Origin of the sequence: Bradyrhizobium sp. i1.15.2 (assembly GCF_040548425.1) — a bacterium.
Classification (GTDB): domain Bacteria; phylum Pseudomonadota; class Alphaproteobacteria; order Rhizobiales; family Xanthobacteraceae; genus Bradyrhizobium; species Bradyrhizobium canariense.
The window spans coordinates 311,920-333,678 of sequence record NZ_JBEPRQ010000002.1 but is presented as its reverse complement, the minus strand read 5'-3'; the positions used below and the strand labels follow the sequence as shown (position 1 = coordinate 333,678).

Annotated in this window: 18 protein-coding genes; 12 read left to right on the top strand and 6 right to left on the bottom strand. The window is 65.1% G+C overall.

Annotation, left to right across the window (positions count from 1 at the left end):
• Positions 1-68 precede the first annotated feature (68 nt).
• The 3 genes from ABIB80_RS06405 to ABIB80_RS06395 are packed head-to-tail and all read left to right on the top strand — an operon-like array spanning position 69 to position 3,498.
• Positions 69-1,040, top strand: a complete 972-nt coding sequence (locus ABIB80_RS06405) for an ABC transporter permease (protein WP_007599498.1) — start codon at positions 69-71, stop codon at positions 1,038-1,040.
• Positions 1,037-1,876, top strand: coding sequence for an ABC transporter permease (locus ABIB80_RS06400; RefSeq protein WP_018458168.1), 840 nt, complete (start codon positions 1,037-1,039; stop codon positions 1,874-1,876). Before ABIB80_RS06405 ends, ABIB80_RS06400 begins: the two co-directional genes overlap by 4 nt.
• Before the next feature lie 2 nt (positions 1,877-1,878).
• Entirely contained in the window at positions 1,879-3,498 is a 1,620-nt protein-coding gene (locus tag ABIB80_RS06395) for an ABC transporter ATP-binding protein (protein WP_007599494.1), read from the top strand.
• A gap of 18 nt (positions 3,499-3,516) precedes the next feature.
• Here the strand turns inward: ABIB80_RS06395 and ABIB80_RS06390 are convergent, their stop codons facing one another.
• Positions 3,517-3,786 carry a hypothetical protein gene (locus ABIB80_RS06390; RefSeq protein WP_083869906.1) on the bottom strand — a complete coding sequence of 90 codons (270 nt, stop codon included), beginning with the start codon at positions 3,784-3,786 and terminating at the stop codon, positions 3,517-3,519.
• A 346-nt stretch (positions 3,787-4,132) separates the two neighbouring features.
• Here ABIB80_RS06390 and ABIB80_RS06385 point away from each other — a divergent pair, with 346 nt between their 5' ends.
• Together ABIB80_RS06385 and ABIB80_RS06380 are read left to right on the top strand one after the other, a co-directional pair.
• Positions 4,133-4,297: a hypothetical protein gene (locus tag ABIB80_RS06385; protein ID WP_007599491.1), complete on the top strand. Its 165-nt coding sequence runs from the start codon at positions 4,133-4,135 to the stop codon at positions 4,295-4,297.
• Positions 4,294-4,503 carry a hypothetical protein gene (locus tag ABIB80_RS06380; protein ID WP_007599488.1) on the top strand — a complete coding sequence of 70 codons (210 nt, stop codon included), beginning with the start codon at positions 4,294-4,296 and terminating at the stop codon, positions 4,501-4,503. The genes ABIB80_RS06385 and ABIB80_RS06380 overlap by 4 nt, the downstream gene beginning before the upstream one ends.
• Positions 4,504-4,593: 90 nt before the next feature.
• On the opposite strand, the gene ABIB80_RS06375 is transcribed toward ABIB80_RS06380, so the two are convergent.
• Together ABIB80_RS06375 and ABIB80_RS06370 are read right to left on the bottom strand one after the other, a co-directional pair.
• Positions 4,594-4,887, bottom strand: a complete 294-nt coding sequence (locus ABIB80_RS06375) for a hypothetical protein (RefSeq protein ID WP_007599485.1) — start codon at positions 4,885-4,887, stop codon at positions 4,594-4,596.
• A gap of 125 nt (positions 4,888-5,012) precedes the next feature.
• Positions 5,013-5,360: a hypothetical protein gene (locus tag ABIB80_RS06370; protein ID WP_007599478.1), complete on the bottom strand. Its 348-nt coding sequence runs from the start codon at positions 5,358-5,360 to the stop codon at positions 5,013-5,015.
• 236 nt (positions 5,361-5,596) lie between these two features.
• Between ABIB80_RS06370 and ABIB80_RS06365 the strand changes: the two genes are divergently transcribed.
• The 6 genes from ABIB80_RS06365 (at position 5,597) to ABIB80_RS06340 (ending at position 15,676) form a co-directional block, all read left to right on the top strand.
• Positions 5,597-5,917, top strand: a complete 321-nt coding sequence (locus ABIB80_RS06365) for a hypothetical protein (RefSeq protein ID WP_007599476.1) — start codon at positions 5,597-5,599, stop codon at positions 5,915-5,917.
• 223 nt (positions 5,918-6,140) lie between these two features.
• Positions 6,141-6,866 (top strand): outer membrane protein, encoded by a 726-nt coding sequence (locus ABIB80_RS06360; RefSeq protein ID WP_007599475.1) that lies wholly within the window; start codon positions 6,141-6,143, stop codon positions 6,864-6,866.
• Positions 6,867-7,030: 164 nt separating this feature from the next.
• Positions 7,031-9,184: a methyl-accepting chemotaxis protein gene (locus tag ABIB80_RS06355; protein ID WP_007599474.1), complete on the top strand. Its 2,154-nt coding sequence runs from the start codon at positions 7,031-7,033 to the stop codon at positions 9,182-9,184.
• Positions 9,185-9,278: 94 nt separating this feature from the next.
• On the top strand, positions 9,279-10,340 hold the full coding sequence (locus ABIB80_RS06350) for an MBL fold metallo-hydrolase (RefSeq protein WP_007599473.1): 1,062 nt from the start codon (positions 9,279-9,281) through the stop codon (positions 10,338-10,340).
• Between the two features lie 201 nt (positions 10,341-10,541).
• Positions 10,542-11,771 (top strand): 5-aminolevulinate synthase, encoded by a 1,230-nt coding sequence (hemA, locus tag ABIB80_RS06345; RefSeq protein ID WP_007599472.1) that lies wholly within the window; start codon positions 10,542-10,544, stop codon positions 11,769-11,771.
• A gap of 395 nt (positions 11,772-12,166) precedes the next feature.
• Entirely contained in the window at positions 12,167-15,676 is a 3,510-nt protein-coding gene (locus tag ABIB80_RS06340; RefSeq protein WP_007599471.1) for a PAS domain-containing hybrid sensor histidine kinase/response regulator, read from the top strand.
• Positions 15,677-15,686: 10 nt separating this feature from the next.
• On the opposite strand, the gene ABIB80_RS06335 is transcribed toward ABIB80_RS06340, so the two are convergent.
• The 3 genes from ABIB80_RS06335 to ABIB80_RS06325 form a co-directional block, all read right to left on the bottom strand.
• Positions 15,687-16,190, bottom strand: coding sequence for a cytochrome P460 family protein (locus tag ABIB80_RS06335; protein ID WP_354127159.1), 504 nt, complete (start codon positions 16,188-16,190; stop codon positions 15,687-15,689).
• A 121-nt stretch (positions 16,191-16,311) separates the two neighbouring features.
• Positions 16,312-17,343, bottom strand: coding sequence for an alpha/beta fold hydrolase (locus ABIB80_RS06330; protein WP_007599467.1), 1,032 nt, complete (start codon positions 17,341-17,343; stop codon positions 16,312-16,314).
• 36 nt (positions 17,344-17,379) lie between these two features.
• Positions 17,380-17,799: an organic hydroperoxide resistance protein gene (locus tag ABIB80_RS06325; RefSeq protein ID WP_007599465.1), complete on the bottom strand. Its 420-nt coding sequence runs from the start codon at positions 17,797-17,799 to the stop codon at positions 17,380-17,382.
• A gap of 199 nt (positions 17,800-17,998) precedes the next feature.
• Between ABIB80_RS06325 and ABIB80_RS06320 the strand changes: the two genes are divergently transcribed.
• On the top strand, positions 17,999-20,839 hold the full coding sequence (locus tag ABIB80_RS06320) for an ATP-binding protein (protein ID WP_007599464.1): 2,841 nt from the start codon (positions 17,999-18,001) through the stop codon (positions 20,837-20,839).
• Positions 20,840-21,759: the final 920 nt, after the last annotated feature.

The following is a 21,759-nucleotide window of genomic DNA, read 5'->3' as shown; positions in this document are numbered from 1 at the left end:
CAAGAGCGGGGCGAGGGAGCACAATGCCCCCGTGGCTTCAGGTCACGCAACAAGACATGACCCTCTAGATGCTCTCCTTCGTTGCTCAGCGTGTCGTGAAGGGCGTGATCGTCCTGCTTGCGATCGTCGTCCTCAATTTCTTCCTGATCCGGCTTGCGCCCGGCGATCCCGCCGTCGTGATGGCGGGCGAGGCCGGCGCCAGCGACCAGATCTTCGTCCAGCAGCTCAGGGAGAAGTTCGGCCTGGACAAGCCGCTGCCCGAGCAGCTCTTCATCTACGTCAAGGGCATTGCTACCCTCGACCTCGGCTTCTCCTTCCGCCAGCAGGCACCAGTCGCGAAGCTGATCGGCGAGCGGCTGCCGGCGACATTGCTGCTGACGCTGACGGCGTTCGCGATCTCGCTCGTGCTCGGCGTTCTCTTCGGCACCTTCGCCGCGCGCTTTGCCGGAACCTTTCTCGACACCGCGATCACCGTCTTTGCGCTGATCTTTTACGCCATGCCGATCTTCTGGGTGGCGCTGATGGGCATCCTGCTGTTCTCGGTCACCATGGATTGGCTGCCGAGCTTCGGCTACGAGACTGTCGGCGCCAACCTCACTGGCTTCGCTCATGCCGTCGACGTCGCGAAGCACCTGATCATGCCGGCGATGACGCTGGGCCTGTTCTTCATGGCGACCTACACCCGCATGACGCGCGCCTCGATGCTGGAGGTGAAGCGTCTCGACTTCGTCAAGACCGCGCGCGCCAAAGGCCTGTCCGATGCCGTGATCCAGCGTCGCCACGTCCTGCGCAACGCGCTGCTGCCCGTCGTGACACTCGCCGGCGTCCACTCCGGCACCCTGATCGGCGGCGCCGTCATCACCGAGACCGTGTTCGCCTGGCCCGGCATCGGACGCTTGATGTACGACGCCCTGCTCCAGCGCGACTACAATCTGCTGCTCGGCGTCTTCGTGATCTGCTCCGCCATGGTCCTGATCTTCAACCTCATCACCGACCTGGTCTATCGCCTGGTCGACCCGCGCATCGAATTCACCACATGAAACAATTCTGGAAATCGATGCTGAGGAGCCCGAGCGGCGTCATCGGGCTCATCATCCTGCTGCTTGCGATCTCGGTCGCCTTGTTCGGTCCGATGCTGTTCCCGAACTCGCCCTGGCGCATGGTGCAGCGGCCGTTCCTGCCGCCGTTCACGCTCGCGACCGTGCCGCTCGGCACCGACGCGCTCGGCCGCGACGTGTTCGCCGGCATGATCTTTGGCGCACGCGTCTCGCTGCTCGTCGGCATGGTCTCCACCCTGGTGGCGCTCGTCGTGGGCGTTCCCATTGGCGCTATGGCCGGCTATTTCGGCGGCAGGGTCGACGACGCCCTGATGCGCTTCACCGAGTTCTTCCAGACCATTCCTAGCTTTGCGCTCGCGATCGTGCTGGTCGCGATCCTGCAGCCCTCGATCTATTCGATCGTCGCCTCGATCGCGCTGGTAAGCTGGCCGCCGGTCGCGCGCCTCGTCCGCGGCGAGGTGCTGTCGCTGCGCACGCGGGAATACGTCCAGGCCGCGGTGGTCACGGGCCAGAGCAACACCTGGATCATCCTGCGCGAAATCCTGCCGAATACGCTGTCGCCGGTGATCGTGCTGGCTTCGCTGATGGTGGCGACCGCGATCCTGCTGGAATCCTCGCTGGCGTTCCTCGGCCTCGGCGATCCCAACCTGATCTCCTGGGGCTACATGGTCGGCGCCGGCCGCACCGTGATCCGCCAGGCCTGGTGGATCACCGTGTTTCCCGGCGTCGCCATCCTGATCTCGGTGCTCGGCCTCAATTTGATCGGCGAAGGCCTCAACGACGCGCTCAATCCGCGGCTGTCGCGGGAGGGCCGCTGATCATGACCGCTCCGCCCGCCGTCTCCATCAAGAACTTGCGGATCGCGTTGCCCAAGGGCGCCGAGCGTCCGTTCGCGGTCGACGGCGTCTCGCTCGATCTGCGGCCCGGCAAGATCGTCTGCGTCGTCGGCGAATCCGGCTCCGGCAAATCGATGTGCGCGCATGCGCTGATGGGACTGTTGCCTGACACGGTCACCGTCACCTCCGGCGAGATCCAGTTCGAAGGCCGCGACCTGCTCAAACTCGACGACGACGGCTGGCGAGATCTGCGCGGCCGCCGGCTCGCGATGATCTTCCAGGAGCCGATGACCGCGCTCAATCCGTTGATGCGGATCGGCGATCAGATGGCGGAGATGTTCGAGGCGCACGGGCTGCTCACGCCGAGGGAGCGGCGCGCCAAGGCGCTGTCGCTGGCGCGCGAGGTCGGCCTCCCCGACCCCGAGCGCATCGTGCGCGCCTATCCGCACCAGCTCTCCGGCGGCCAGCGCCAACGCGCCATGATCGCGATGGCGCTCGCGCTCGAACCGGCGGTGCTGGTTGCGGACGAGCCGACCACCGCGCTCGACGTCACCACGCAAGCGCAGATCCTGAAACTGATCCGCAACCTCCAGCGCAATCGCAACATGGCGGTGATGTTCATCACCCATGATTTCGGCGTGGTCGCCGACATCGCCGACCAGGTCATCGTGTTGCGCCACGGCAAGGTGGTCGAGGAAGGCCCCGCCTCGGCCGTCTTCAACGCGCCGCAGCACGACTACACCAAGGCGCTGCTCGCCGCCGTGCCCTCGATGGACCCGCCCGCCCGCAGCCCTCTCGACGACCAGGCCAAAGCGGTCGAGGTGATCGGACTGGACAAGACCTACGTCACCTCGGGCGGCTGGTTTCGCGAGGACCGTCGCGTCGATGCCGCACGCGAAGTCAATTTCACGATTCTCAAGGGCGAGACGCTCGGCCTGGTCGGCGAATCCGGTTCCGGCAAATCGTCGGTGGCCCGTCTTGTGATGCGGCTGGTCGAAGCCGATCGCGGCACCGTGCGGATCGGCGAGACCGATCTCACAAAGCTCGCGGGCAAGGCGCTGCGCGCCGAGCGCCACCGCATCCAGATGATCTTCCAGGATCCGTTCGCTTCGCTCAATCCGCGCCGCAAGGTCGGTCATATCATCGCCGACGGCCCGATCGCGGCCGGTACCGATCCGAAGGTGGCATTCGAACGCGCCCGCGATCTCCTCAAGATGGTCGGGCTCGACGCCGGCGCACTCGAACGCTATCCGCACGAATTCTCCGGCGGCCAACGCCAGCGCATCGGCATCGCGCGCGCGCTCGCGCTCGAACCCGAAATCATCGTCGCCGACGAAGCCGTCTCCGCGCTCGACGTGTCGGTGCAGGCGCAAGTGCTGAGACTGCTTGAAGACCTCAAGGCGCGTCTTGGCCTGTCGATGCTGTTCATCACCCACGATCTGCGCGTCGCTGCTCAAATCTGCGATCGCATTGCGGTGATGCAGCGCGGCGCCATTGTCGAACTGAAGCCGACCGCGCAGCTGTTCGCCGCGCCCGAACATGCCTATACGCGCGAGCTGCTCGCGGCAGTGCCGGGGCGCAAGGATCGCCCGCCGGCGGCGTAAGTCAGCCGATCGCGATTTCTACTTCGGTCGGGGATTCGTGTTGTTCCAGGTGGGGACCGAGTTTGTTACGCCGACGGAGGGCTGGTTGGACGTTCCGACCGATGGCGCTGTCACGGTCCCGACGGTCTGCCCGGAACTTCCAATAGTCCCTTGCTGTACTGGTGCTCCGGAGCGTCCGCTCGTGCTGCTTGGTGCCCCCGTCCCCGACGTTTGTGCGTTTACGGCGAGTGGCGCTGCAGCCAATCCGAGAGCGATAAGTGCAGCAATGGAGCGTTTCGTTCTTGTCATGGCTGATCCTTTCGGGCGCGGTCTCTCAATCGCGATGCCGTTCGTCGAGGCACCCGTGCACTGAGTGACCTTACAACTCCACGCGCGACAAAATGTGCCGCAGTGCCATCATCCCGCGGGGCTCAACTCTTCATCACGATGCTGCGAAGCGGTCCCCGCCGAACAGATGCGCCGTGAGATCGGCGCATCGCTGAAGGTACCCCGCTCCCCCTCAGGAGCGGAATCCTCACGGGCTTTTTATCCCTCGTGACCGCCCGCACGGCTGCAAAGCCGAAGGCGACACCCCACATCCGGATGAAATGATTTCCATCATGTGATGATGGATTGAGAATCTATTGGAGACGACATGGGCCAGGTTATTGAGTTTGTCTCGAAATCCGAGCGCGAGCGCATTCGCCTCATCCAGGAAGCGCGCGCGATCTACGACAGCATCTTCCCGCCGGCTGATCCGGTGAGCGAACCATCAAGCGGAGCCTCCGCGCGTCGCAGCGACGGAGGCAACCTCGCGTGATCAAGATCATCGCCGTGCTCTGCAACCTCGCCTCTCCAGCGAACTGTCATGAGCAGACCGTCACCACATCCGATTTCGCCGACGTCTCGATGCAATCGTGCCTGATGGGTGCGCCGCAGCTTGCCGAATGGATGAACCAGCATCCGGCCGAGCGCCTCGCGGGATGGCGCTGCGTGATCGGCCAACAGGCCGGCCGGGGCGCCTGAGGATGCATGCTCCCTGCTGGGGCGTTGCGATCTTCACCTTGCGACCGGCCGCGCTGATCGACATCGGCTCTCGCCCAGAGCGTTCGTGTGCTATCTGACCGGCGGGTTGGTATTGCTCCAGGTCGGAACCGAGTTGGTGACGCCGACGGAAGGCCAATTATACGTGCCGATCGACGGCGCCGTGACCGTCCCCACCGTCTGTCCTGAGCTGCCGTAAGCCCTCGACGGCACGGCCATCGACCCTCCAACGCTGCCATAACTCGGGGCCGCCATAACGGAGCTGTAGTGTCTGGCGGACCTGTGCTTCTTCGCCTCGACAACGGAGGGGGCCGTAGCTAGGCCAACCGTGATAAGTGCGGCAATCGCGAATTTGATGCCTGTCATCGCTGATCCTTTCGTCGCCGTAGACCCCGTACGCCAAGTGTTCATTGTTCGGAAGAATTCCATAGCACTTCCGTTCATAACTCCGTGCGCACACGAAGGTGCCGGAGCGCGGTCGCACGGCATGATCAGCGCCGCCGCGGACGACAGGCCTTGCGGTTGTGGCGCTCCTTGACGGTCGCGACCGAGTGCATCAGCTCCTTGAAGGCCGCGATTGCCTTGTCATCGCCGAATGCGCTGTCACCGAGCGCTTCCAGATGCTCAATGACCACGAGCAGCGCATCCGCGACCTGGCCGATCTGCTTGCCGTAACTGCCGACATCCGACAGTAGGTCCTTCTCGACATCGGGCGCCGAGGATTGGCCCACCGTGATGTTCACGAGACCGAACTGGCCGCCGGCCGGGCTGAAGAACGACGTGATCGGGTTGATGGACTGCACGACGTCCCCCGACAGAGGCAGCTTGAACACGGGCATGCGACTATTCTTTCCTTTGCTGAGCCCGGCGGGCGCGAGACTAGCACGCCCGCCCGCTACCGCGCCTCGCCTTCGGATGGACCCGAATCAGCGCTAAAGCGTTTTCGAGCGAAGTGGATGCCGGTTCGCGTGAAGAAAACGCGTCGAAACAAGGATCTAGAGCTTCGGTTCTGATTCAATCAGAACCGATAATGCTCTAGTGCATTCACCTCATCGACTTCGCGTATTGAGGCGATATGACCGGTCCCGAACTGAAGCAACTCCGCAACGATCTCTCGGACGTCCTCGAACGCAAGCTCACCGCGGCCGACATGGCCCGGCTTTGCGGATTGCCGGAGAAGGGCGGCGCCGACACCATCCGGCGCTGGGAAGTCAGCGGCCCGACACCGTCCGCGACCAAGGTGCTGCGCGTGCTCGCGATGGCGAGCGAGCGCTACCCGATCCTGGAGAAGTTCGACGTCTTCGATCGTCATGACGTGCGCGAGGAAGACCGGCCCGCAAAGCGCGCTGCATTCCGCGAACAGATGCGCGATGAGGCGCGGCGCCGTCTTGGTTAATGAGATGCGCGCGCAAGTTACACTGACAGCGCCGAGTTAAGCCTTCCTTCACCACTTCTTAAGCCGACATTAAGCACGAAAATCGTTTACGGCCCAATACGTTAGGTTGGCTGCCGCTGTGCCACAGATGTGACAGCATTTTCGTCAAAAGCGAGCTATCTGCAAAATCAACGACGGCGCGGAAAGCGCGCCTGCCGGGGACCTAAGTGTTGGAGTTTGGACGATGAAGAAGATTCTGTTTGCGACCGTTGCGCTGCTCGTGCTGGGCGCTGCTGCGCCGGCAGTCGGTGCCGATCTCGGTAACCGCAATTACTATAAGGCGCCCGCGCCCGCTTATGCCGCGCCGATCTACAACTGGACCGGCTTCTACATCGGTGGCCATGTCGGCGGCGCGTTCTCCAGCGACAACAATTTCAGCGGCCTCTCCACCGGCAATAACGGCAACGGCCGTTTCCTCGGCGGCGTGCAGGCTGGTGCGGACTGGCAGTTCAACCCGAACTTCGTCGTCGGCGTCGAAGGCCAGTATTCCTGGCTCTCCGGCAGCGTCGGCGCGGTGTTCCCGGGCGGCGTCGCCTACACCAACGACCAGCGCGGTCTCGGCTCGATCACCGGCCGCGTCGGCTACACCTGGGGTCCGGGCCTGCTCTATGTGAAGGGCGGCTACGCCTACTCCGACAACAACGAGAAGGTCACTGTCGGCGGCGTGCCGGCGGCCTTCGTCATCACGGGCGATCACCGCAACGGCTACACCGTCGGCGCCGGCCTCGAATACATGTTCGCCCCGAACTGGTCGGCCAAGGCCGAGTACCAGTACTACAATTTCGGCGACGCGCACTTCACCGGTGGTCCGCTGGCGGGCACCGGCAACTTCACCACCGACGACCACACCATCAAGGCGGGCGTCAACTACCGCTTCAACTGGGCCAACTCGGCGGTCGCGCGCTACTGAACGGTTATCAAAACCTTATCATGATGAAGGGCCGGCATCGTTGCCGGCCCTTCTTTTTTCGCTGTGCGGAACGTGCGCAACCAATTGAGCGACTTGCGATTTTTTAACCTGGCCCGAGGATACTCCGCGGCGAAAACATAAAGATCACGCGTGGGGGAATTTCGATGGCGATCCGTCTGGGCCTTGGCCGTTTGCTTGGTCGTATCCGGCCCCGTTTCAAAATGCCGACATGGGGTGTGCGCGGCAGCCTGTTCACGGCCTTCGCGGTGATCGCGGGCATGGGCCTCGTGATTGCAGCCGGCGCCGGCTTCGTCTTCAACCATCTCGGCAGCACCATGATGGACCTGAGCGGCCGCGACATCCCGCGCCTTTCCGCCAGCCTTCAACTCGCATCGCAAAGCGCAACGCTCGCGGCGCAGGGGCCGGGCCTCCTGGCGTCGCCGTCCGACGAGGCGCTGAACGAACGCACCAAGAAGGTGCAGGAGATCCAGCAGCTTGCCATGGCCAAGCTTGGCGAGATCATCGAACTCGGCGCCGACAAGCAGATCGCAACCGCATTGCGCGACACCGCCAAGAGCATCGACGAGGCGACCCAGAGCCTGGTGTCGGCCGCGCGCGAGCGGCTCGATGCCGGCGCGCTGCATGACAAGCAATATGAAGCGCTCCGCAAGGCGCAGCTCACCTTCGTCGGTGCGGCCGGTCCTGCCATGCTGGATGCGCAAACGCGCCTGAACGCGATCCTCGGCGCGGCGGAAGTTTCCGCCGACGATGCCACCGAAGCCGCCCGCACCGTCTCCCAGGTCGCGACCATCTCCGCCAACGGCAATCTGATGGCCGCCGACATGATGGCGGCGCTGTCGGCCAACAACAGCGATACGCTGGAGGCGATCGAGAAAGAGTTCAAGGCGACGCGCGACCGCGTCAAATCGAACCTCGAGGACCTGCCGAACATGGGCTCGATGCAAGCGGTGCGCGACACCGTGCAAAAGCTGTTCGCCTTCGGCGAAGGCAAGTCCGGCGTGTTCAAGATCCGCCAGAAGGAGCTCGACGCGATCGACTACGGCCAGACCATCCTGGACGAGACCCGCAAGCTCAATGTCGGCCTCGGCATCAGCGTGCAGCAGCTGGTCGAGGGTGTGCAGAAGGAGACCAACGCGTCGACCTTCCAGGCGCGGCAGGAGATCTCGCTCGCGACGACCGCGATGCTGGCACTCGGCGCACTGACGCTGGTCGGCTCGGCGCTGTTCGTCTGGCTCTATGTCGGCCGCAACATCCTGCGCCGCATTCGCGAGCTTCAACGCGCCATGCAGTTGCTCTCGGCCGGCGACCTCGACACCGAGATCGTCCGCTCCCGGCAGAACGACGAGATCGGCGCGATGAAGGAAACGCTGACGGTGTTCCGCGACAGCATGATCGAAGCCCGGGCGCTTGCGAGCGAGCAGGACAGGGATCGCGTCGCCAAGGCCGAGCGTGCGGCGCAGATGGAGGCGAAGATTGCAGAATTCGAGGGCACGGTCCGCTCCGCACTCGACAATCTCGCGCAGTCGGCCAATTCGATGCAATCGACCGCGCAGAGCATGTCCAACACGGCAGACCAGTCCAATGCGCTGGTGAACGCGGTTGCCTCCGCAGCCGAAGAGACCTCGGTCAATGTGCAGACCGTATCGTCAGGCACCGAGCAGCTCTCGTCCTCGATCGAGGAGATCAGCAAGCAGGTCGTCACCTCGGCCGCGATCGCCAGGAAGGCGGTCGACGAAGCCGGCGCGACCGACGCCACGGTGCAGAGCCTCGCCGACAGCGCGAGCCGCATCAGCGTCGTGGTCGACCTGATCCAGACCATCGCCTCGCAGACCAATCTGCTGGCGCTCAACGCCACCATCGAGGCGGCGCGCGCGGGCGAAGCCGGTCGTGGCTTCGCGGTGGTCGCCTCCGAGGTGAAGAGCCTCGCGAGCCAGACCGCGAAAGCGACGGAGGAGATCCGTAGCCAGATCGCCAGCATGCAGTCGGTGACGACTTCGGCGGTCGGCGCCATCCAGGGCATCGGCCGGATCATCGGCGAGATCAACGACGTCACCACGACGATCGCCGCCGCGGTCGAGGAACAGGGCGCGGCGACACGCGAGATCGCCCGCAACATCCAGCATGCGGCCGGTGGCACCAGCGAGGTCTCCAGCAACATCGTCGGCGTCTCCACGGCTTCGGCGGAAGCCGGCGCAGCGGCGAACGAAGTGCTCGGTGCCTCCGACGCGCTCCGCCGCGAGGCCGACATGCTGCGCGGAGAGATCGACGCGTTTCTCAACAACATGCGGGCGGCGTAGGCGCCGTTCCGTAACCCGGAATGACCGCTATGCGGGCCCCGCCAGCGCCCTTTTTCGGCTGGCGCGCCGCAGCGAGCGGGTTTAAGCCGGTAGCATGAACGCAAAGACCGACACCGTGCAGTCCTCCGCCGACGCCCTGCGCTATCCCTGGGAACAGCATCCCGGCCCCGAACAGGTCGTCGAGGTGAAGCCCGGCGTGTTGTGGGCGCGGCTGAAGCTGCCGTTCCGCCTCAACCATGTGAACATCTACCTGCTCGCCGACGGCGACGGCTATGCCATGATCGATGCCGGCTTCGGCAACGAGGAGACGATCGAAGCCTGGACGAAGCTGTTCGACGGACCGCTGAAGGGCGTCAACATCACGCGCCTTATCGTGACCCATTCCCATCCCGATCATGTCGGTCTGGCCGGATGGATCGTCGAGCGGTTCAACTGCCCGCTGGTGATGTCGCAGGTCGAATATCTGCAATCGGTCTATCACCAGAACCGCGGCACCGAGGAGCGGCAGGAGGCGCAACGGCTGTTCTTCCGCCGCCACGGCATGGACGAGTCGCTCACCGAAAAACTGCTCGGCCGCGGCCAGGACTATCTCAAGCGCGTCTCGGTGCTGCCGCCGTCCTACCGCCGCATCTCGCATGGCGAGGACGTCGTGATCGGCACGCGCCGCTTCAAGGTGATCACCGGCGGCGGTCACGCGCTCGACCAGGTGATGCTGTATTGCGCCGACGACAAGCTGTTCCTCTCGGCCGACCAGGTCCTGAGCAAGATCTCGCCGAACGTCAGCGTGTGGGCGGTCGAACCCGACCAGAACTCGCTCGGCGAATATCTGGCCTCGCTCGCCAGCCTCACCACGACTCTCCCCTATGACGTGCTGGTGCTGCCCGGCCACGGCGTGCCGTTCTACGGGCTGAAGACCCGCATCAAGCAGCTCGCCGATCACCACGAGGAGCGCTGCCGCCTGATCGCGGAAGCCTGCCGCGAGGTGCCGCAGACCTCGCGCGCATTGGTGCCCGTGGTGTTCAACAAGCACGTGCTGGACGAACACCAGATGGGTTTCGCCGCCGGCGAGCTGGTCGCTCATGTCAACTACATGATCGTGGAAGGCCGGCTGACGGCTGAGATGAAGGACGGCGTGCTGCAGTTCAGGACGAGTTGAGCGCCGACTTCACTTCAGCGGATGTTGCAGGGCAACATCGCATCTCGCGCGAACTTGATCCGGATCAAGTTTCAAATCGCACGATAGGGCATTTTGCCCAAATGCCCCGCACGTCCAAATGTGGGATAGCGCATAGACATTGGAGCTGGAAAAGCTCTAAGGATATGCGGGTCTTTGGTCGGTTCCGCTGCAGGTTTGACGATGGATTACGCCCAGTTCTTCAATTCCGCCCTTGATCGTCTCCACAGCGAGCGGCGCTACCGCGTGTTCGCCGATCTCGAGCGCATTGCCGGCCGGTTCCCGCATGCGCTCTGGCACTCGCCCAAGGGCAAGCGCGACGTCGTGATCTGGTGCTCCAACGATTATCTCGGCATGGGCCAGCACCCGAAGGTGGTGGGCGCGATGGTCGAGACCGCGACCCGCGTCGGCACCGGCGCCGGCGGTACCCGCAACATCGCCGGCACGCATCATCCGCTGGTGCAGCTCGAGGCCGAGCTCGCCGATCTCCACGGCAAGGAAGCCTCGCTGCTCTTCACGTCGGGCTACGTCTCGAACCAGACCGGCATCGCGACCATCGCAAAGCTCATTCCGAACTGCCTGATCCTGTCGGACGAGCTCAACCACAATTCGATGATCGAGGGCATCCGCCAGTCCGGCTGCGAGCGGGTCGTGTTCCGCCACAACGACCTCGCCGATCTCGAAGCGCTGTTGAAGGCCGCCGGCCCGAGCCGGCCCAAGCTGATCGCCTGCGAGAGCCTTTATTCGATGGACGGCGACATCGCCCCGCTCGCCAAGATCTGCGACCTCGCCGAGAAGTACGGCGCGATGACCTATGTCGACGAGGTCCACGCCGTCGGCATGTACGGCCCGCGCGGCGGCGGCATCGCCGAGCGCGACGGCGTGATGCATCGCATCGACATTCTCGAAGGCACGCTCGCCAAGGCGTTCGGCTGCCTCGGCGGCTACATCGCCGCCAACGGCCAGATCATCGACGCCGTGCGCTCCTATGCGCCGGGCTTCATCTTCACCACCGCTCTGCCGCCGGCGATCTGCTCGGCCGCGACCGCGGCGATCAAGCACCTGAAGACGTCGAGCTGGGAGCGCGAGCGTCACCAGGATCGCGCCGCCCGGGTCAAGGCGATCCTCAACGCCGCCGGCCTGCCGGTGATGTCGAGCGACACCCACATCGTCCCGCTGTTCATCGGCGATGCCGAGAAGTGCAAGCAGGCTTCCGACCTCTTGCTCGAACAGCACGGCATCTACATCCAGCCGATCAACTATCCGACGGTCGCCAAGGGCTCCGAACGCCTGCGCATCACGCCCTCGCCCTATCACGACGACGGCCTGATCGATCAGCTCGCCGAAGCCCTGCTGCAAGTGTGGGACCGCCTGGGTCTGCCGCTTCGCGAGAAGTCGCTGGCGGCGGAGTAGGCTTCTTCGCCTTCTCTTCGATCTAAGTTTCACCGTCCCCGGAGCTACCCCCCTCCCCACCCTCCCCCACAAGGGGGGAGGGAGCGAGAGAGTTGCGGCTCCTTACATCGGGTAGCCGCACAGCGTGACGGTCGGTCTCGAATTCTTGCGACGCGGACGCTCTCTCCGTTCCCTCCCCCCTTGTGGGCGAGGGTCAGGGAGGGGGGTACCGCGCGGGGACTCTCTCGGTGAGCCCGAGGCAGCGCAGCTTTGGGGCAGCGCACCGCTTAACGACAACCCCGGTTCCCGCGCCCGCGCGGCATTTCGCTGTCGCCTCCACCCGCCCAACGCGCTAGATTTACAGGGAAAATGAGATCGGGCGCGGCCAGCGCGCCCCCGGGAGAAGCACGCTCGCCATGCTGCACGATTGGGGCGTGATCGCCGCCGCCTTCGGCTATATCGGCTTTCTGTTCCTGGTGGCGAGCCATGGCGACCGCCGCTCGCGGGCCGGGCGCGGCCGCGCCTCGGGGCTGATCTATCCGCTGTCGCTGGCGATCTACTGCACCTCCTGGACCTTCTTCGGCTCGGTCGGCTTCGCCACCCGCACCTCCACCGACTTCCTCGCGATCTATGTCGGCCCGGTCCTGATGATCGGGCTCGGCGCCGGCGTCCTCCGCCGCGTGATCCAACTCGCGAAAGCCCACAACATCACCTCGATCGCCGATTTCATCGGCGCGCGCTATGGCAAGAGCCAGGCGGTGGCGGCAACTGTCGCACTGATCGCGATCATCGGCTCGGTGCCCTACATCGCGCTGCAGCTCAAGGCGGTGGCCTCCTCGCTCGAAACCATCCTGAGCGAAGACCAGGCCTTCTCCCACATCCCGATCGTCGGCGACGTGGCGCTGATGGTGACGTTGGCGATGGCGGCCTTCGCGGTGCTGTTCGGCACGCGGCAGACGGACGCCACCGAGCACCAGCACGGCCTGATGCTGGCGGTCGCAACCGAATCCATCATCAAGCTGGTCGCCTTCCTCGCCGCGGGCATCTTCGTCACGTTCTGGATGTTCTCGCCGCACGAACTGATCGAGCGCGCGATGAAGACACCGGAGGCGGTGCGCGTCATCAACTATTCGCCGTCGATCGGCAACTTCCTGACCATGACGCTGCTGTCGCTCTGCGCGATCATGCTACTGCCGCGCCAGTTCCACGTCAGCGTCGTCGAGAATTCCTCGGATGCCGAGGTCGGCCGCGCGCGTTGGCTGTTTCCGCTCTATCTTATCGCCATCAATCTGTTCGTGATCCCGATCGCGTTCGCCGGCCTCGTCAGCTTCCCGTTCGGCGCCGCCGATCCTGATATGTACGTGCTGGCACTGCCGATGGAGGGCGGTGCGGATCTGCTCAGCGTCGCCGTCTTCGTCGGCGGGCTGTCGGCGGCGACCGCGATGGTGATCGTCGAATGCGTCGCGCTCTCCATCATGGTTTCGAACGACCTCGTGGTGCCCCTGGTGCTGCAACGACGGCCCGAGGGGCGCACCGGCGGCGCCGATTTCAGCGACTTCCTGTTGCGCTCGCGCCGGCTCGCGATCTTCGCCATCATGGTGATGGCCTATTTCTACTACCGCGCGCTCGGCAACACCCAGCTCGCGGCGATCGGCCTACTGTCTTTTGCCGCCATCGCCCAGCTTGCACCAAGCTTCTTCGGCGGGCTGCTGTGGCGGCGCGCGACCGCGCGCGGCGCGATCGGCGGCATGCTGGTCGGGTTCGCGGTGTGGCTCTACACGCTGTTCATCCCGAGCTTCATGGATACTTCGACGGCGGGGATCCTGCTGCTCCAGCACGGCCCGTTCGGGATCGAGGCGCTGCGGCCGCAGGCGCTGTTCGGCGCCGATTTGCCGCCGCTGATGCACGGCGTCGTCTGGTCGCTGTCGCTCAACATCCTCACCTATGTGCTGCTGTCGCTGGCGCGCCGGCCGTCTTCGATCGAGCTGGTCCAGGCCGATCTGTTCGTCCCCAACACGCTCGCGCCGATTTCCCCGAATTTCCGGCGCTGGCGGACCACCGTCACGGTGCAGGACATCCAGACCACGGTGGCGCAATATCTCGGGCCTGACCGCGCGCGGCATTCGTTCGAGGCATTCTCCGCGCGGCGCAATGTGCGGCTGGAGTCCGGGGCACCCGCCGATTTCGAGCTGCTGCAGCACGCCGAGCACCTGATCGCCTCCTCGATCGGCGCGGCCTCCTCGCGTCTGGTGATGTCGCTGCTGTTGCGCAAGCGGACGGTCTCCGCCAAGGCTGCGCTGAAACTGCTCGACGATTCCCATGCGGCGCTGCATTTCAACCGCGAGATCCTCCAGACCGCGCTCAACCATGTGCGCCAGGGCATCGCGGTGTTCGATGCCGATCTGCAACTGATCTGCTCCAACCGGCAGTTCGGCGATCTCCTCAACGTTCCTCCGCATTTCATCCAGTTCGGCACGCCCTTGCGTGAAATCCTGGAATTCATGGGCGTGAGCGAGCCGGCCGACCCGATCGAGCGCGAGGCCATGCTGGAGCGCCGGCTGGTGGCCTACACCACAGACGGCGAGCCTTATCTCGAGCGCCTGCCCGACCGCCACATGGTGATCGAGATCTTGACCAACCGCATGCCCGGCGGCGGCTTCGTCATTACCTTCACCGACGTCACGCCCACGTTCGAGGCGGCCGAAGCGCTGGAGCGCGCCAATGCGACGCTGGAAAAGCGGGTGCGCGACCGCACCGAGGAGCTGACCCGGCTGAATTCCGAGCTGGCGCTGGCCAAGAGCGCGGCCGAAGACGCCAGCATCTCCAAGACGCGCTTTCTCGCCGCCGCCAGCCACGACATTCTCCAGCCGCTGAACGCGGCGCGGCTCTATGTCACGAGTCTGGTCGAGCGTCAGCACAGCGGCGAGGAGACGCGACTGGTCGAGAACATCGACGAATCGCTCCAGGCGATCGAGGAGATCCTCGGCGCGCTGCTCGACATCTCCAGGCTCGACGCCGGCGCGATGACGACCTCGATCTCGAGCTTCAAGATGGCCGACCTGATGCGCTCGCTGGAGATCGAGTTCGCGCCGATCGCGCGCGCCAAGAATCTGGCGCTCGTCTTCGTGCCGTGCTCGCTGCCGGTGGAGTCGGATCGTCTCCTGCTGCGGCGGCTGCTGCAGAACCTGATCTCCAACGCCATCAAATATACCCCGCGCGGGCGCGTGCTGGTCGGCTGCCGCCGCCGCGGCGCCACGCTGAAGATCTGCGTCTACGACACCGGCGTCGGCATCCCGGCGGTCAAGCGCGGCGAGATCTTCAAGGAATTCCACCGCCTCGAGCAGGGCGCGCGAATTGCCCGCGGCCTCGGCCTGGGCCTGTCGATCGTCGAGCGGTTGGCACGCGTGCTCAAGCACGACATCGCCATCGATTCCAATGTCGGCGGCGGCTCGGTATTTTCCGTGACGGTGCCGACGGCAAAGGCGATCACCCACACCGCGGCCGTGACCAGTGCGACGCCGCTCGCACGCACCTCGATCTCGGGGACCCTGATCGTCTGCATCGAGAACGACGCCGCGATCCTCGACGGCATGCGCACGCTGCTGAAGGCCTGGGACGCCGAAGTGATCGCGGTCGCCGATCCCGAGGGCGCGATCGCCGCGATCGAAACTGCCGGCCGCCGCGTGACCGGCCTGCTGGTCGATTACCACCTCGACCGCGGCAACGGCATCGCGGCGATCCGCGACATCCGCCGCCGCTTCGGTGACGGCATCCCCGCGATCCTGATCACCGCCGACCGCAGCCCCGCCGTGCAAATGGCTGCGCGCGACGAAAAGGTCGCGGTGCTCAACAAGCCGGTCAAGCCGGCTTCGCTGCGCGCCCTGCTCGGCCAGTGGCGCACGCAGCAGATGGTGGCGGCGGAGTGAACTTCCGCACTCAAGGTGCAAGCCTCGTAAACACGTAGTCGCGGCTCTTCACACGAGCTTCGTGGCAGGCGAAGCAGGTGCGATGCTGGCCCTCGTCGACCGGCTTGCCGTTGACGAAGCGACCAAATCCCCAGCCGCCGGTCGAGGCATATTTTCTGGAATCCTTCACCATCACCTGGACGGTGGTGGCCTCACCGGGAATCGTCGCGGACGCAAATTCGGGCGATTGCTTCCGCTTCCAGGCGCGCTTGACCAGAATTGTCCCGTCCGGGAACGGAAGCTTGCCGCCTTGATAGGCATCGATCGCGGTCCTGTTGCCGACCACGGCACGCAGCTCGTCCAGGGGAGCCGCCTCCTCCGCCGGCGCGATCAGCTCCCACTGCTTGTAGCCCTCCGGGACGGTGACGCCGAAGATCGGCGAGGCATCGCCCTCGCCCTGCGCGAAAGCGATTGTGACCAGATACGGCACGCAGGTCAGGACAACGACGAGGAGGAGCACGGCCAGCACGATCATCGCCGTAGAGGATTGAAATTTTGACTTTTCAGATTTCATTGTCGTCATGACGCTTTGTTGAACTGCGATCGCAAGTCAGGCCTCGGTCCAGCATTGCCGGACCGAGGTGCTGTCAAACTCCTCAGGCACCGCCGTCGGCGTCGATGACGGCTTTGGCAAAGGCTTCCGGAGCCTCCTGGGGCAGATTGTGGCCGATGCCACCGGTGATCAGGCGATAGTCGTACCGGCCGGAGAACTTCTTGGCATAGGCGCTTGGATCTGGATGCGGCGCGCCGTTGGCGTCGCCTTCCATCGTGATCGTCGGCACGCTGATCACCGGAGCTGCCGCCAGCTTCTTTTCGAGCTCCTCGTACTTCGCTTCGCCTTGGGCGAGCCCGAGCCGCCAGCGGTAATTATGGATCGTGATCGCGACGTGATCCTTGTTGTCCAGCGCCGCCGCGCTGCGGTCGAAGGTGGCGTCGTCGAACTTCCACCGCGGCGAGGCCAGCTTCCAGATCAGTTTTGCGAAATCATGCGTGTACTTCTCGTATCCCGCGCGGCCGCGCTCGGTCGCGAAATAGAACTGGTACCACCATTGCAGCTCGGCCGACGGCGGCAAGGGCGCGCTGCCCGCCGCCTGGCTGCCGATCAGATAGCCGCTGACCGAGACCAGCGCGCGGCAGCGCTCCGGCCACAGCGCAGCAAGGATGTCGGCGGTGCGTGCGCCCCAGTCGAATCCGGCGACCACCGCCTTCTTGATCTCGAGCTTGTCCATCAGCGCGATGATGTCGGCGGCCATTGCGGCCGGCTCGCCGTTGCGCGGCGTCTCGGCGGAGAGGAAGTGGGTCGAGCCGTAGCCGCGCAGATAAGGGATGATGACGCGATAGCCGGCCTTTGCCAGGATCGGCGCGACGTCGACGAAGGCGTGAATGTCGTAGGGCCAGCCGTGCAGCAGGATCGCAACCGGACCGTCCGCAGGACCGGCCTCCGCGTAGCCGACGTTGAGGACGCCGGCATCGATCTGCTTGATCGCGCCGAACGACGCGTTCGATGCGGAGGCGCGCGGCGCTTCGGTTTCGGCGCGGGCGAGGCCGATCACGCCAAGGCCGGCGGCGACGGTTCCCGCGGCGATTCCAAAGAACTGGCGGCGGTGCTGATCGATGATCTGTTTCATGATGGTGCTACCTTTCTGATGGTTGGTGGTGTTGCGTCAGATCAGCGCGACCGAGACGTCGATGTTGCCGCGGACAGCTTTGGAATAGGGGCAAGTCTGGTGCGCTTCGTCGACGAGGCCGCGCGCGATCTCGCGATCGAGGCCGGGCAGGCTGATGTCGAGGCGTGCCCTGAGCGAATAAGCGCCCTCGTGGAGCACGAGGTCGATCTCCGCATCGATCGCGCATTTCCTGGGGAGCTCGATCTTCCGCTTGCGGGCGGCGATCTCCATCGCGCCCTCGAAGCAGGCCGACCAGCCGGCCGCGAACAATTGTTCGGGATTGGTGCCGATGCCGGTGCCGCCCGGCGGCGATAGCTTGACATCCAGGCGGCCGTCGGAACTGCGCGATATGCCGTCATGTCGCCCGCCGCTGGTACGGGTCCGGGCCGTGTAGAGCAGTTTCGCCGCTTGGGTCATGAAGGTCTCCTTGCCGTCGCACAACTGACTAGCAGCGGCTGCCGCGACACACCCGTTGGGAGTTGTGAGAACTTGTGAGGTCTCGGCGCGCGCGCCTCACAAGGCCTGCATTCGCAGTCTGATCGCGACGCGCGGGACGGTCTTGCCGGATTGCGATCATGTGGCTATCCGATCCGCTCGAAGGGATCAGGATTCCGCCATGACCGAGCCGGCCGGCACCGCAACGGGAACCCTCTCGTTTGGGCCATTCACCGTGACGCCAAATGAAAGACTTGTGACGCGCGACGGCGTCGCGCTGCCGCTCGGCGCAAAGGCCTTCGACACGCTGCTCGCACTGATGTCGCGGCCGAACCAGGTCGTCAGCAAGTATGATCTGATGGCGCTGGTGTGGCCCGGCATGACGGTCGAGGACGCCAATCTGCGCTTTCACGTCGCGGCGCTTCGCAAGGCCCTTGGCGACGGCAAGAACGGAGCCCGCTACATCACCACACTCTCCGGCCGCGGCTATTGCTTCGTGGCGCCGATCTCGCAGGTGAATATCCCGGCGGAAGGGCGCACCGTAGCGCGAACGGAATTGCCGCCCGTCAAACTGCCGAACCGGCTGCAACGGATGGTCGGGCGCGACGATGCGGTCGCCGCCGTCTCGGACAGGCTCATCGCCTCGCGCTTCGTCACGATTGCCGGCCCGGGCGGTGTCGGCAAGACCGCCGTTGCCGTGGCCATCGCTCACGACCTGCTCGCGACATTTTCCGACGCCGCACATTTCGTCGATCTTGCCGCGCTGAGCGATCCCGATCTCGTGATCACCTCGATCCTGCTGATGCTGGGCTTGCCGGCGCAAACCGAGGATCCTCTGCCTGCGCTGCTCGCGCATCTCAGGGACAAGCGGATGCTGCTGATCCTCGACAATTGCGAGCACGTCATCGCCACGGCGGCGCCGCTGGCCGCCGACATCTTCCACGCCGCACCGCATGTCCATATCCTGGCGACGAGCCGCGAAGCCCTGCGGGTCGAGGGCGAGCAGGTCTATCGCTTGGCGCCGCTCGCCGTTCCGCCCGACAATCCTGGGCTGACGGCGGCCGCGGCGCAGACTTATCCCGCGCTTCAACTCTTCCTCGAACGTGCCACGGCCGGCGGCGCGCAGATCGCGCTCGACGATGTCAATGCCGCGATCGTCGCCGGGATCTGCCGCAAGCTCGACGGCATGGCGCTGGCGATCGAACTCGCCGCCGGCCGCGTCGAAGCCTACGGCCTGGAGCAGACCGCAGCACTGCTCGACGAGCGCCTCAATCTGCTCTGGCAGGGCCAGCGCACGGCGCCGCCGCGACAGAAGACGTTGCAGGCGACGCTGGCATGGAGCTACGGGCTCTTGTCCGACATCGAACGCCTCGTGCTGCGCAGGCTCGCGGTTTTCGCCGGTCACTTCACCATCGACGCCGCACTCGAGATCGTGCCGGACGAACGTGTCGACCGCTCCCGCCTGTTCGACGCCATCGACGGCCTGGTGGCCAAGTCGATGGTCGCGGCGCGGCCGGTCGGCGCCATGATGCGTTACCGTCTGCTCGACACGACGCGCGCCTATCTGCTCGAGATCGAGCCTGATGACGCGGCGCTCGCCGCCCGGCACGCGACCTATTACCGGCAATGGCTGGAGCAGGCCGGCACGACGTGGGCCACGGTGCCGAGCGCCGACGAGCGCGCGATCCACTTTTCCGCGCTTCACAACGTGCGCGCGGCGCTGGACTGGTGTTTTGGCACGGACGGCGATGCCAGCATCGGCATTGCACTGGCCGCAGCTGCAGCGCCAATTTTTCTCGCGATGTCGTTGCTGGTCGAGTGCCGGCGCTGGTCTGAACGGGCGCTGCTTGCGATCGATCCCTTCTCGCGCGGCGGCGCCGAGGAAATGCACATCCAGGCCGCGCTCGGACTGACCTTGATGTTCACGCGCGGCGGCAGCGAAGCGGCGCGTGCCGCCTTGAGCCGAAGCCTTGCGATCGCCGAGGCGCGCGGCGACGCGCCGAACCAGCTCCAGCTGCTCGGGCGCATGCATATCTTCCACGAGCGGATGGGACAGTTCGACGCCGCGCTCGGCTATGCGCAGCAAAGCCTTACGGTCGCCGGGACACTCGGCGATGCCGCCTCCCTCGCCCTCGCCCATTCGCTCCTCGGTGTCTCCTTGCATCTTGCCGGCGAGCACCGCGACGCGCTGACGATGCTGGAGGCCGCCTGGCATGGGCCGGGCACGGAACGGATCAGCACCGTCTATGGCTTCGATCACCGCAACCGGGCCGGCATCTCGCTCGCGCGCGAGTTCTGGTTGCAGGGCCGCCCCGCGGATGCGCTGCAACTGGCCCGACAGACGGTCGTCGAGGCCGCGCAGATGGACCATCCGATCACGCTCTGCATTGCGTTGATCTGGGCGGTCTCGATCGATCTCTGGAGCGGAGACCTCGATGCCGCGGAAGAGAACATCGACCGCTTCATCGCCCATGCCGAATCGCGGTCCATGGGCCCCTATCTTGCGGTCGGCCGCGGCGTCAAAGGCGAACTGGCGATCCGGCGCGGCCATGCCGCCGAAGGCGTCGAGACGATCGGGACGTGTCTGCGTGAGCTCCACGATGCCGGCTACGAGCTGCTCACCACGACGTTCAACATCGCGCTTGTTCAGGGCTTGATGGCGCTTGGGCAGATCGAGCGGAGTGCGGGCCTGATCGACGATGCGATCCGCCTCGTCGAGCAAAGCGGCGATCATCTGTACATGCCCGAGCTGCTGCGCATGAAGGGAAGGGTTCTCTTGGCGAGGCCCCAGCCCGACGCTGATCAGGCAGAAGCCCACTTCGTCCAATCACTGGAATTGAGTCGTCGCAAAGGCGCCAAAGCCTGGGAGCTGCGGGCCGCGATCGATCTCGCGGGGCTCCTTGCCGAACGCGGCCGGCGCGAGGAAGCGAAGCGATGGCTTCAATTGGCGTATGAAGGCTTCGCCCAGGGCTCAGAGACAGCCGATATCCGGGCCGCCGACAAGTTGTTGCAAACATTGTGACGCGGACTCGGTGCAGCTCGTGTCCTGGGCGCGCTGCAACGCTCTTGCGTTGCTGCGCAGAGCCGGGACCCAGCAGTGACATGATACAGTGCGGCGAGATGGGCCCCGGCTCTGCAGCGCATCGTCGAAGGGACGCTGCGCTGCGTCCGGGGCACGAGAGCGGAGTATGTCGCACGTTCTCTCCACATCGTCATTGCGAGCGCAGCGAAGCAGTCCAGAATCCCTCTGCGGAAAGACACTGGATTGCTTCGCTGCGCTCGCAATGACGGAGCAAGGGGCAGCATCGTCATCCTCCAATGCAGATTCAACTTGCAGACACACCTTCGCGTCCTCGCGACGTGTTTCGCCCGAGCTTTGCTTCGTCACTCCACCCTCTAAGCCAAGAGGGCGCAGGGAAGGCCGGGTGCTGACCTCGCACCCGCGGTCCGCTGCGCGAAAATGGTGCGCAAGGAAACCGCACAGCAGCATACAGGTGGTGCCAATCACTCGGCCTTCCCTGCGCGATGGTTGGACGGCTTATGCCGTGCTCTCCCGGGAGCCGAGTTCCTGCTGGCCTCCCTCGTCCCAACGAAATTCACCGGCACCGCGCCGGTTGACGCGGATGCCGCATTCGCCAGGGCTTGACCGTAGCAACGACGGCCAGGACCACACGGTTTTGCCGTACGCACGGTTCGCCATTTCGCCGCAGTTTTTCCAGCCCTGTCGACAGAGCCGGAAACTTACAGACGAGACGAAGCCTAGCAGCGCCGCTCGTCGGAACGAAGCCTTGGGCTCACGGAGAGCAATCCGCCCTGCCCTTGGCCACTCGCACCCGAACGCTGCCGCGTCCACCGCAAGCCCGGCTCGCGAACGTGACGACCACAAGATCGCCCCTCAAGGATGAGCCGGGATGAGCGACACATACGCTAAAACCGAATTTC